Annotated in this window: 11 protein-coding genes and 1 other RNA gene; 5 read left to right on the top strand and 7 right to left on the bottom strand. The window is 63.8% G+C overall.

Annotated features, from left to right (window positions below; all coding sequences use genetic code 11):
* Nucleotide 1 precedes the first annotated feature (1 nt).
* From QFZ83_RS19600 to gyrA, 5 genes are all read right to left on the bottom strand, one after another.
* A complete protein-coding gene (locus QFZ83_RS19600; protein WP_013540227.1) occupies nt 2-895 on the bottom strand; it encodes a prephenate dehydrogenase/arogenate dehydrogenase family protein in 894 nt (297 codons plus the stop codon).
* A gap of 16 nt (nt 896-911) precedes the next feature.
* Nucleotides 912-2,033: a prephenate dehydratase gene (gene pheA, locus QFZ83_RS19595; protein ID WP_013540228.1), complete on the bottom strand. Its 1,122-nt coding sequence runs from the start codon at nt 2,031-2,033 to the stop codon at nt 912-914.
* Nucleotides 2,034-2,058: 25 nt separating this feature from the next.
* The gene (gene serC, locus QFZ83_RS19590; protein ID WP_373424066.1) at nt 2,059-3,126 is read right to left on the bottom strand and encodes a 3-phosphoserine/phosphohydroxythreonine transaminase; all 1,068 of its coding nucleotides are present in this window, start codon (nt 3,124-3,126) and stop codon (nt 2,059-2,061) included.
* Nucleotides 3,127-3,195: 69 nt separating this feature from the next.
* Complete coding sequence (locus QFZ83_RS19585) at nt 3,196-3,786, bottom strand: DUF2059 domain-containing protein (RefSeq protein ID WP_041942827.1); 591 nt, start codon at nt 3,784-3,786, stop codon at nt 3,196-3,198.
* Nucleotides 3,783-6,428 carry a DNA gyrase subunit A gene (gyrA, locus tag QFZ83_RS19580; RefSeq protein ID WP_013540231.1) on the bottom strand — a complete coding sequence of 882 codons (2,646 nt, stop codon included), beginning with the start codon at nt 6,426-6,428 and terminating at the stop codon, nt 3,783-3,785. The genes QFZ83_RS19585 and gyrA overlap by 4 nt, the downstream gene beginning before the upstream one ends.
* Nucleotides 6,429-6,653: 225 nt before the next feature.
* On the opposite strand from gyrA, the gene ompA reads away from it, so the two are divergent.
* The 4 genes from ompA (at nt 6,654) to ssrA (ending at nt 9,225) form a co-directional block, all read left to right on the top strand.
* Nucleotides 6,654-7,304 (top strand): outer membrane protein OmpA, encoded by a 651-nt coding sequence (gene ompA / locus QFZ83_RS19575; protein ID WP_013540232.1) that lies wholly within the window; start codon nt 6,654-6,656, stop codon nt 7,302-7,304.
* 128 nt (nt 7,305-7,432) lie between these two features.
* Nucleotides 7,433-8,161, top strand: coding sequence for a bifunctional 2-polyprenyl-6-hydroxyphenol methylase/3-demethylubiquinol 3-O-methyltransferase UbiG (gene ubiG, locus QFZ83_RS19570; protein ID WP_307509269.1), 729 nt, complete (start codon nt 7,433-7,435; stop codon nt 8,159-8,161).
* Nucleotides 8,158-8,826 carry an HAD-IA family hydrolase gene (locus tag QFZ83_RS19565; protein ID WP_307509267.1) on the top strand — a complete coding sequence of 223 codons (669 nt, stop codon included), beginning with the start codon at nt 8,158-8,160 and terminating at the stop codon, nt 8,824-8,826. The genes ubiG and QFZ83_RS19565 overlap by 4 nt, the downstream gene beginning before the upstream one ends.
* 12 nt (nt 8,827-8,838) lie before the next feature.
* Nucleotides 8,839-9,225: a transfer-messenger RNA gene (gene ssrA, locus QFZ83_RS19560) on the top strand.
* A 64-nt stretch (nt 9,226-9,289) separates the two neighbouring features.
* Here the strand turns inward: ssrA and QFZ83_RS19555 are convergent.
* Nucleotides 9,290-9,502: a hypothetical protein gene (locus QFZ83_RS19555; protein ID WP_307509264.1), complete on the bottom strand. Its 213-nt coding sequence runs from the start codon at nt 9,500-9,502 to the stop codon at nt 9,290-9,292.
* Between the two features lie 9 nt (nt 9,503-9,511).
* Nucleotides 9,512-9,790 carry a hypothetical protein gene (locus QFZ83_RS19550; protein WP_307509260.1) on the bottom strand — a complete coding sequence of 93 codons (279 nt, stop codon included), beginning with the start codon at nt 9,788-9,790 and terminating at the stop codon, nt 9,512-9,514.
* 472 nt (nt 9,791-10,262) lie between these two features.
* On the opposite strand from QFZ83_RS19550, the gene QFZ83_RS19545 reads away from it, so the two are divergent.
* Entirely contained in the window at nt 10,263-11,858 is a 1,596-nt protein-coding gene (locus QFZ83_RS19545) for a class I SAM-dependent methyltransferase (protein ID WP_307509259.1), read from the top strand.
* The last annotated feature ends 7 nt before the right edge of the window (nt 11,859-11,865 follow it).

The raw sequence follows: 11,865 nt of genomic DNA, 5'->3' as shown, positions 1-11,865 counted from the left end.
GTCAGCTGTCCTGCTGCGCCGAGGCGTCGGAGCTCGAATTCGGCTTCCATCGCGCGCGCGCCTTGCTGGCGGAGGCGATGGATTGCTCCAGCCCCTGAAGGTCGCCAGCGGTCATCAGCGCTTCGAGATCATCGAGCGCCTGGCGGACGGCCCGCGACTGTTGGAGCACCTGCTCGCGATTGGCCAGCAGCACATCGCGCCACATGACCGGGTCGCTGGCGGCGATGCGCGAGAAGTCGCGAAAGCCCGGCCCGGCGAGGTCCAGGAAGCGGTCGCCGTCGGGCTGTGCGGTCAGCGCGTTGATGTACGCGAAGGCCAGAAGGTGCGGCAGATGGCTCACGGCGGCGAAGGCGGCGTCGTGCGCTTCATGCGTCATCGTGACGACGTTGGCGCCGATGCCGCTCCAGACCTGCGAGGCGCGCTGCACGTTCGAGCGCAGCGTGGTTTTCACTGGCGTCAGCACGACCTGGCGGCCAGTGAAGAGCGAAGCTTCGGCATGTTCGATGCCGGAGACTTCCTTGCCGGCGATCGGATGCGCCGGAACGAAGTTCGCGAACTGCTTCTGCAAGCCGTTGCGGGCGGCTTCGATCACGTCGCCCTTGGTCGAGCCGACGTCCATCACCAGTGTCTCATTCGAGATGCCGTGGCGGATGGCCTTGAACATGGCTTCCGAAGCGGCCACCGGCACGGCCAGTAGCACGAGGTCGGCGCCCGACACCGCCAAGAGCGCGGAGGGCGCCGCCACGTCGATCACGCCGAGCTGGCGTGCGCGTTCGGTGGTGGAGGGCGACTTGCTGTAGCCGACCACGCGTTTCACCAGCTTCGCGCGCTTGAGCGCGAGCGCAAAGGAGCCGCCCATGAGGCCGCAGCCGATCAATCCCAGTTGCTCGAACATTGTGTGTCTGTCCGGCTCAGGCTTTGACGGGGTAGGCGCCAAGCACCTTGTAGAACGCGCAGAGGCCGCGCAGCTCGGCCAGCGCCGCAGCCACGTTGGGCTGCGAGGGATGGCCGTCGAGGTCGATGTAGAAGTAGTACTCCCACTGGCCGGTGCGCGCGGGGCGCGACTCGAAGCGCGTCATCGACACGTTGTTGGCCTTGAGCGGCACCAGCAGGTCGTGCACCGCACCGGGCTGGTTCGGCACCGAGACGATCAGGCTCGTGCAGTCCTTGCCTGATGCCGGCGGCATGGCCAGCGTCTGCGGCAGGCAGATCACCGAGAAGCGGGTGCGGTTGTACGAATCGTCCTGGATGGCATGCGCCACGATGTGCAGGCCGAAACGGGTGGCGGCACGTTCGCCGGCAAGCCCGGCCCAGGCCGGATTGGAAGCCGCGAGGCGTGCGCCTTCGGCATTGCTCGAGACGGCACGACGCTCAGCATTGGGCAGGTGCTTGGACAGCCAGGTCTGGCATTGCGCAAGCGCCTGGGGATGGGCCAGCACGGCTTCGATGCCTTCCAGCGAGTTCTCGCTGCGCAGCAGATGGTGGCGCACCAGCAGGCTGACTTCGCCGACCACATGGGTGGGCGAATGCAGGAACAGGTCGAGCGAACGGGTGACCACGCCTTCGGTCGAGTTCTCGACGCCGACCACACCGTACTGGGCGCTGCCCGCGGCGGTGGCGTGAAACACCTCGTCGAAGCTGGCGCAGTAGATCAGGTCGGCGGCGCCGCCGAAGTATTCGATGGCGGCCTGTTCGCAGAAGGTGCCTTCAGGCCCCAGCACGGCCACGCGCTGGGGCGATTCGAGCGCCAGGCACGCCGACATGATCTCGCGCCAGATGGCGGCCACATGGAGGTCCTTGAGCGGGCCGCCATTGCTTTTCTGCATCTTGTCGATGACGGCGGCAACGCGGTCGGGGCGAAAGAACGGCGTGCCTTCGCGCTTCTTGACCTCGCCGACCAGTTCGGCCACATGGGCCCGCTCGTTGAGCAGGCTCAGCAGTCGTTGATCGAGCGAGTCGATCTGCACGCGCAGATCGGCAAGGCTTTCGGAGTTGTAGTTGGAGGAGGGCGGAGTGGGTGCGGAGGCGGTCATCGGTGCGAGCAGCTAGGGCATGCGCCTAGGCATGCGATCGCGCGAATTCTCGCATGTAGCCCACGAGGGCCTGCACCCCTGCCAGCGGCATGGCGTTGTAGATGCTGGCGCGCATGCCGCCAACCGACTTGTGGCCCTTGAGCTGCAGCAGCCCGGCTTCGCGTGCGCCGGCCAGAAAGGCTTCGTTCCGGCTTTCGTCGGCCAGGAAGAACGGTACGTTCATGCGCGAGCGGCAGCTTGCATCGATGCGGTTGGCGTAGAAATCGGAACCGTCGATGAAGTCGTACAGCAGCCTGGCCTTCTCGATGTTGCGCTGCTCCATCGCGGCCACGCCGGTGAGCGAACCTTCGGTCTGCTGCAGCAGCCACTGGAACGTGAGTCCCGCCATGTAGATGCCCCAGGTCGGCGGGGTGTTGTACATGGAGTTGTTGTCGGCCACGGTCTTGTAGTTGAAGGCGCTCGGGCAGATATCGAGGGCGTGGCCCAAGAGGTCGTCGCGCACGACGACGATCGTGAGGCCCGCCGGGCCCAGGTTCTTCTGCGCGCCGCCGAAGGCGAGGCCCACACGGCTCCAGTCGACGCTGCGCGAAGCCACGTGCGACGAGAAATCGATGACGAGCGGCGCATCGCTGCCGAGCGCGGCGAGGTCGGGCAACTGCTGGAACTCGATGCCGTTGATCGTCTCGTTGGTGCACAGATGCACGTACGAGGTGTCCTTGGCGAGCTGCCAGGTCGAGGGATCGGGCAGCTTCGTGTGCTGGTCGTCGGCGTTGCTTGCAGCCACGCGCGCCGTGCAATAGCGCTGCGCTTCCTTGTGCGACTTGATGCTCCAGCTGCCGGTGATGACGAAGTCGGCGGTTTTGCCGCGCGACAGGTTCATCGGCACGATGGCGTTTTCGCCAAGGCCGCCACCCTGCATGAACAGGATGTGGAAGTGGGAGGGAATAGCCAGCAGCGTGCGGATGTCGGCTTCGGCCTGCGTGCAGATGGCGCCGAACTCCTTGCCGCGATGGCTCATTTCCATCACGCTCATGCCGCTGCTCTGCCAGTCGAGCATTTCGGCGGCGGCGCGCTGCAGCACCGCCTCCGGCATGACAGCCGGACCGGCCGAGAAGTTGTAGGGGCGCTTGCCGGCCGGCGTCTGCTGCTGAGTCACGTTGATTTACTTCTTGGTGGAGGCCTTGGCTGGTGCCTTGGCGGGTGCGGAACCCTGGGCCGGGGCATCGGTCGGAGCGCCGAGTGCCTTGGCAACGTTGGTGTCGAGCGCGCGCATCTTGGGTTCGATCGAGGCGCGGGTTTCGGCCACCAGCTTTTCCGTCAATGCGGTCTGCATCTTCGGATTCAGGTCCTGGTACTTCTTGCTGAGCGGGGAGTTGATCCAGGCCAGCAGTTGCTTGAGCTCGTCTTCGCTGAAGTTCTGCTCGAGCAGCGGGGTCAGGGCGCCCGGTGCCAGTTGCACGGCCTTGTCGCGCACGAGGGGGTAGGCGTCGTCGAAGTACTTCTTCAGCTCGGCGTCGGCAGCCTTGGCAGCCGATTCGCGCTTGGCCTCAGGCACTTGCGTCTGCAGGTACTGCGAACCGGCTTGCGCGATCGGGGCACTCGACTGCTCGACCAGGCCGCGCGCCAGCGACTCGATGCCGGGGCGCTGGATGTCGATGAACTGCTTGATCAGCGTGGCCTTGTCCTGGGCCATGGCGGCCATCGAGCTGCTGGCCAAAGCTACCGTCAGAAGTGCGAGTTTGATTTTTTTCACTGAGGATTCTCCGTTGAAGATGAGGAAGTATCGTCCGCGTCCGGCTCGCTTTCGCCGTTCGCGTCGTTCTCGACGATACGTTGTAGCCCGCTGAGTTTGGCGCCTTCGTCAAGCCCGATCAGCGTGACGCCTTGCGTCGCGCGACCCAGTTCACGAATTTCGGCAACCCGGGTGCGCACAAGCACGCCCTTGTCGGTGATGAGCATGATCTCATCGTCCGCATGCACGAGGGTGGCGGCAACGACCTTGCCGTTGCGCTCACTCTGTTGAATCGCAATCATGCCTTTGGTTCCGCGGCCGTGACGCGTGTATTCCGTAATGCTTGTTCGCTTTCCGTAACCATTTTCCGTGGCGGTGAGCACGCTCTGCTGCTCGTCCTCGGCCACCAGCATGGCGATCACGCCCTGGCCCGGGTCGAGCGACATGCCACGCACGCCGCGCGCATTGCGGCCCAGCGGGCGGACGTCGTCTTCGGCGAAGCGCACGGCCTTGCCGCCGTCGCTGAAGAGCATCACGTCATGCTTGCCGTCGGTGAGGGCGGCGCCGATCAGATAGTCGCCGTCGTCCAGGTTCACGGCAATGATGCCGCCCTTGCGCGGGTTGTTGAACTCATCAAGCGCGGTCTTCTTGACCGTGCCCATCGAGGTCGACATGAACACGTACTGGTCAGCCGGGAAGTTGCGCTTCTCGCCGGTCAGGGCGAGCGCGACGTTGATCTTCTCGCCCTCTTGCAGCGGGAACATGTTGACGATCGGCCGGCCGCGCGAGCCGCGCGAACCCGCCGGCACTTCCCACACCTTGAGCCAGTAGAGCCGGCCGCGGTTGGAGAAGCACAGGATGTAGTCGTGCGTGTTGGCAATGAAGAGCTGGTCGATCCAGTCGTCTTCCTTCGTGGCGGTGGCCTGCTTGCCACGGCCGCCGCGCTTCTGCGCACGGTATTCGCCCAGCGGCTGGCTCTTGATATAGCCGCTGTGCGAGAGCGTGACCACCATGTCGGTCGGGGTGATCAGGTCTTCGGTCGAGAGGTCGAACGCGCTGTGCTCGACCAGGCTGCGGCGTGCGCCGAGCTTGCTCTGGCCGAACTCCTGCTTGATGGTGCCCAGCTCGTCGCCGATGATGACCGACACGCGCTCGGGCTTGGCAAGGATGTCGAGCAGGTCGTCGATCTCTGCCATCACGTCCTTGTACTCGGCGACGATCTTGTCTTGCTCGAGGCCGGTCAGGCGTTGCAGACGCATCTGCAGGATTTCTTGCGCTTGCGTTTCCGAGAGGCGGTAGAGGCCGTCGGAGCCCATGCCGAATTCGCGCTCGAGACCTTCGGGGCGGTAGTCGTCGGCGTTGATCACGCCACCATCGGCGCGCGAACGCGTGAGCATTTCGCGCACCAGCTTGCTGTCCCAGCTGCGAGTCATCAGCTCGGCCTTGGCGACAGGCGGTGTGGGCGATTCGCGGATGATGCGAATGAACTCGTCGATGTTGGCCAGCGCCACCGCCAGGCCTTCGAGCACGTGGCCGCGTTCACGCGCCTTGCGCAGTGTGAAGACGGTGCGGCGCGTGACCACTTCGCGGCGGTGCTGCAGGAAGACCTCGATCAGGTCCTTCAGGTTGCACAGCTTGGGCTGGCCGTTGACCAGCGCCACCATGTTGATGCCGAAGGTGTCCTGCAGCTGCGTCTGCTTGTAGAGGTTGTTGAGCACGACTTCGGGCACTTCGCCGCGCTTGAGCTCGATCACCAGGCGCATGCCCGACTTGTCGGACTCGTCCTGGATGTGGCTGATGCCTTCGATCTTCTTCTCGTGCACCAGCTCGGCCATGCGCTCCTGCAGCGTCTTCTTGTTGACCTGGTAGGGGAGCTCGTCGACGATGATCGCCTGGCGCTGGCCGCGGTCGATGTCCTCGAAGTGGCACTTGGCGCGCATCACGACCTTGCCGCGACCGGTGCGGTAGCCGTCCTTCACGCCGTTGATGCCGTAGATGATGCCGGCGGTGGGGAAGTCGGGCGCCGGCACGATTTCCATCAGCTCGTCGATGGTCGCTTGCGGATTGCGCAGCAGGTGGAGGCAGGCGTCCACCACTTCATTCAGGTTATGCGGCGGGATATTGGTGGCCATGCCGACCGCAATACCGCCAGAGCCATTGACCAGCAAATTGGGCAACTGGCTCGGCAAAACCTTTGGTTCTTTTTCGGAGCCGTCGTAATTGTCCTGAAAGTCGACGGTTTCCTTGTCGATATCGGCCAGCATTTCATGCGCAATTTTGGCCAGCCGGATTTCCGTATAACGCATTGCGGCCGCGTTGTCTCCATCGACCGACCCGAAGTTGCCCTGGCCATCGACCAGCATGTGGCGCATGGAGAAGTCCTGCGCCAATCGCACGATGGTGTCGTAGACCGATTGATCGCCGTGCGGATGGTATTTACCGATCACGTCACCGACGATACGGGCCGACTTCTTGTACGGCCTGTTCCAGTCGTTGTTGAGCTCATGCATGGCGAAGAGCACGCGCCGGTGCACGGGCTTGAGGCCGTCGCGTGCATCGGGGAGCGCCCGGCCCACGATCACGCTCATCGCGTAATCGAGATAGCTGCTGCGCATTTCCTCTTCGAGACTGATGGGCAGGGTTTCTTTGGCGAAGGATGTCATTGAGCGAGAGGCTGGCGGCAGGAAGGCGAAATTTTACGCTGTGAGGGGTGTCGCTCCGCCGCAACACAAGCCGGCTATTCCGCCTCCGTCCTACGCTTCGGGGGCGTCCGGCGGCCTGTTTGCCAAAGACCCTATGGCACAATCGTCTCAACGTTTTGGGTGGTGGTCACTTAAAGCGTCCTTGATTCGCAGCGCGGCTGCGGCTTTTTCCCCAAGAGGAGAACCATGAAGAAACTGAATAAAGTGGCGATGATGTTTGCAGTCGCTGCGCTCGCCACTGCCGCCGGCGCGCAGACCCGTGTCACCGCTGCGAACGGCGGTCCTACGATCGACAACTGGCAAAACGGCACCGGCGAGCTGGTCTGGAAGAACGGCACGAACGAACTGTGCTGGCGTGATGCCAACTGGACGCCGGCTACCGCCGCCGCCGGTTGCGACGGCGCTCTGGTTCCCGCAGTTGCTGCACCTGCAGCACCTGGCGCAGCTCCCGTTGCTCCTGGCGCACCGCCGGCCGTCGCTGCTTCGAAGGTGACCTTCGCTGCCGACGCGTTCTTCGACTTCGACAAGTCGGTTCTGAAGCCTGAAGGTCGCGCCAAGCTGACCGACCTGGTCGAGAAGATCCGTGGCGTCAACCTCGAAGTGATCATCGCTGTGGGCCATACCGACTCCATCGGTACGGACGCCTACAACCAGCGTCTGTCGGTGCGTCGCGCCGAAGCCGTCAAGGCCTTCTTGGTCTCGAAGGGCATCGAACGCAACCGCGTCTACACCGAAGGCAAGGGCGAGAAGCAGCCAGTGGCTGACAACCGCACCAAGGAAGGCCGCGCCAAGAACCGTCGCGTGGAAATCGAAGTGGTCGGCACCCGCGCCAACTAACCAATCGATTCCATCGATGATGAAAACCCCGCCTCGGCGGGGTTTTTTTATGCCTGTCGAATTCGTTGGCAAGTATTCGACAAGATCGCTTGGTACGGGTCATCCATTGCCCGCTTCATAATTGCCATATGACAGAAAACGTGAATGCCGATCCGGCAGAACTCGCCAAGTTTTCAGAACTTGCGCATCGATGGTGGGATTTGGAGAGCGAATTCCGCCCGCTGCATGAAATCAATCCGTTGCGCCTGGAATGGATTGACGGTATTGCGCCAATTTCGCAGCGCCGTGTTGTCGATATCGGTTGCGGTGGCGGAATCCTGGCCGATTCGATGGCCCGAAAGGGCGCCGACGTGCTGGGCATCGATCTGGCGGGCAAGGCGCTCAAGGTCGCCCAACTGCATGCGCTCGAAGCCGGCACGCGCGGCGTCAAGTACCGTGAGATCAGCGCCGAAGCACTCGCCGCCGAGCAGCCCGGCAGCTTCGATGTCGTCACCTGCATGGAAATGCTGGAGCACGTGCCGAAGCCCGCCTCGGTGATTCAGGCCTGTGCCACGCTGGTCAAGCCCGGTGGGTGGGTCTTCTTCTCGACCATCAACCGCAATTTGAAGTCCTTCGCGCTGGCGATCGTTGGCGCGGAATACATCCTTGGCATGCTGCCGCGCGGCACCCATGAATATGCGAAGCTGATTCGCCCCAGCGAGCTTGCGTCCTACTGTCGCGCGGCGGGCCTTGATCTGCGGCACACCCGCGGCATGGAGCACAACCCGCTGACCCGCCGGTACTGGCTCAGTGCCGATACCAGCGTCAACTACATGTTTGCTACGCAGAGGCCTCCGCTGCCGGGCTCGCAGCGATGAAGAGGGCACTCACGCAAGCCGTGCTGTTCGACCTCGATGGCACGCTGATCGATAGCGCGCCTGACCTGGGTGCTGCCGCCGACAAGATGCGAACGGATCGTGGCCTCGAGTCCTATCCTCTCGAACGCTATCGCCCGCATGCAGGTTCAGGTGCGCGCGGCATGCTCGGCGTGGCATTCGGCATCACGCCCGATGCCCCCGAATTCCCCGAGTTGCGAGAAGAATTCTTTGTGGCCTATGAGCGTCGCATGCTGCTCAACACGCAGGTGTTCGATGGCATCCAGGCGCTGATCGACGCCATCCAGGCGCGCGGCCTCTTGTGGGGTGTGGTCACCAACAAGTCGATGCGATTCACGGACCCGTTGACTCGGGCAATGCCGCTCTTCGCCCGCGCCGGCGCCATCGTGAGCGGTGACACCACGCCGTATGCCAAGCCGCATCCCGAACCGCTGCACGAAGCGGCGCGCCGCTTGGGTGTTCCCTCCGAAGCATGCATCTACGTGGGCGACGACGAGCGCGACATCATCGCGGGCCGTGCGGCCGGCATGCGGACCGTGGCCGCCACCTATGGCTACATGGGTTCACGGGCCGATGCCACGCTCTGGGAGGCCGACGCCTCAATCTCTTTGCCCATGGAGCTCTTGCATTTGCTCGATAGCGCCTAAAATAGAGTACTTGGGGCTGCACTGGTTTCGACGTGGGTTCGGAGTCGCAGCGGGGCATGTCGAGCTGAATGCGCTCGTAAAACAGATTCAAACAAACTAACTGCAAACGACGAACGTTTCGCACTCGCTGCTTAATTGCCAGTGAGCTTTGCAACAGCAGGCCGATGGGCTGGGCAAGGGGGTGACAGAGCAATCTGAATCCTCCCGGCTGCAAAGATAATTACATGGGCTGGCTCCGATCCGGGTACCTTGGGTCGGGGCGAGAAAATAGGGTGCTGGCGTCCGGTTTAGCGTGTGACTGCGCGACTCCGGAAGCGAGACTCAAATCAGATCACTAAACATGTAGAACTGCGCGATGAAGGCTTGCGGACGGGGGTTCAAATCCCCCCAGCTCCACCACTCAACAGAACGGCAGTCGTTGTCACCAACGACTGCCGTTTTTTCTTGCTTCAGCCTCTGAAGTTCAGTAGCACTGAAACAGCACGCCGGATTCCGCCGGTGCCCTGCCGATCCACTTGGGCGTCAGGCTCTTCGCACTGCAGTAGTCCGCTGCCAGCGTGTAGCTCGGCGCACGCAGCACGCCTTCGCGGAACGGCACGATCTCGTTCGGGGCCGTGCAACCGGTGATGACGGTGGTGACCAAGGCAAGCGGAAGGAGGAGGGTGCGCCAATTCATCGGGGCATTCTAAGACGCGAGGTTCGAGCCCGTAGCGGACGTGCGTCCGGGATAGAGGTACGTGCAATACGCACCGGACTTACCGAAAAGTTGCTGTGCGAGCATCACCGGGTCCTCGCCCTTGTGCTTATCGTAGAGCACCGGTCCCCAGATGATGAAGCCGTCGATGCTGAGAGTCCTGGGGGCGGGTTCGATGGCCTTCCAAGCGTGCGCGAACTTCGAGATCCAGGCCAAGGCCTCGGTCAATGCGTGATTGGGAGCGGGAGCCATATCTTCGGTCGTAGACATTGCGACATCCTTGATGAAATGACTGTACAAATATACAGTAAAATCCTCGCATGGAAAACATCCCAGCCACCCTCTGGATTGCCGCCTGCGCGCATCGACTGCGGCAGCGCTGGCACTCGGTCGACGTCTTCGAACTGGAAGACATTGCGCGCACGCTTCGACGCGATGCGCGGCTGAGGGCCATGCCGCCCGAGGAGGCCGCCGACGATTGGCTTCGTCCTCTCACGGAAACCTCGACACAGGGGCCGGCCGCTCCACCCAACCGGTTCCCTCCAGCGCACCTCCCGATTTCTCCTTGACGGGTCAGCCGTCCCCCGCCAGCCGCCTGTGCGGGGTCCTTGATGCCATGCCAGCAGAAAGGCTTGAGCCCAGCGTCACCGCTGGGTTTTTTTTGCCCGATCGCGAGGCTATAGTCGGCCAGCGCTGTCACAGCGCAACCCCCAGAACCTTCGCAGATCCTCAAAGGACGTTCGTGCCGGATTCACTGACTTCCACGCTGACCAGCTATTACGACACGGTGCCCTACGACTCGCACCCGTTCCCACAGTCCGCGATGGAGCACCTGGAGGCGCTGGCCTTCTTGTTCGGACTCGACGCTCCTCCGCCCGCCACGGCCCGTGTGCTCGAACTGGGTTGCGCGGCCGGCGGCAACCTGATTCCCTTCGCGGCACGCCATCCCGAGGCGAGCGCCCTCGGCGTCGACCTGTCGACCGTGCAGGTGTCGCAGGGCGTTGCAGCCATCGCCCATGCGGGCCTGTCGAATGTGGAGCTGAAGGCGTTCAACATCGCCGACATCGACGCCTCGTTCGGGCAGTTCGACTACATCGTCTGCCACGGCGTCTACAGCTGGGTGCCGGGGCCGGTGCAGGACGCGATCCTGCGCATCTGCTCCGAGAACCTCGCGCCGAACGGTGTGGCCTACGTGAGCTACAACGTGTACCCGGGCTGGAAGGCGCGCGAGATCGTCCGCGACGCGATGATCCTGCGCGGCGGACCGCGCGACACGCCCGACGAAAAACTGGCCTATGCGCGCGGCATGCTCGAGTTCCTCGAGCAGTCGGCGCGCCCCGACAGCGTGCTCAAGAAGACGCTCGAGGAGACCATGCCGATCGTGCGTGGCGCCAACAGTTCCTACCTGCTGCACGAATTCCTCGAGCCTTGCAACGAGCCTTGCTACTTCAAGGAATTCGCCACGCGTGCCGACGCCCGCGGCCTGGCTTACCTGTGCGATGCGGAGCCCTCGACCATGTTCGTGCAGAACTACGGCGAGAAGGTGCGCGATCCGCTGCTGCGCGAATGCGGCGGCAGCCAGATCATGATGGAGCAGTACCTCGATTTCCTGGTCAACCGCACCTTCCGCCAGACCCTGCTGGTCAAGCAGGAGCGTGCCAGGGACATCCGCTACCGCCTCGATCCCGCGCGCATCCGCGCCCTCGAATTCGCCGGCGTGTTCACCGCCGAAGACGGCGGCGCGCTGACGCTCGATGCACGCGAGCAGCCCTGCCATGCGATGCGCAATCTCAAGGTCACGCTGCGCCTGCCCGCGCACAAGGCCGTGGCGCAGGTGCTCGAGGCGCGCTATCCCGCGTCCGTGTCGGCCGAAGCCCTGATCGATACCGCGGCAAAGCTCACCGGCGAGCCGCGCGATGCGGTCGAACGCATCGTGCTGGCCATGCTCGAGGAACTGGTGATCCTCGGCGCCTTGCGGTTCCGGCGCACGCCGGTATCGGCGGCGACCGAGGTGTCCAGCCTTCCGCAGGCCCTGGCCACCGTGCGGGGCGCGCTCGGCCTCGCGCTCTCGGCCGGCGCCAATGCCCAGGCCTGCAACCAGTGGCACGAGCCCGTGGGTCTCACGTTGCTGGAGCGCAGCCTGCTGCCGCTGCTCGACGGCGCGCATTCGCACGAAGCGCTCGCCGAGCACCTGGCCGGTGAAGTGCGGGCTGATCGCCTGCGCTTCATCAAGGACGAGAAACCGCTGACCGAACCCGAGGCGCTGAAGGAATTCGCGCAGCAGCAGGTGGCGCTGGCCCTGAAGGACCTGCGGCGCAAGGCGCTGCTCACGGCCTGACCGTTCC

The organism is Variovorax sp. W1I1, assembly GCF_030815625.1.
Taxonomy (GTDB): Bacteria; Pseudomonadota; Gammaproteobacteria; order Burkholderiales; family Burkholderiaceae_C; genus Variovorax; species Variovorax paradoxus_C.
The sequence above is the reverse complement of the archived record's forward strand: the minus strand, read 5'-3'. Positions and strand labels throughout refer to the sequence as shown.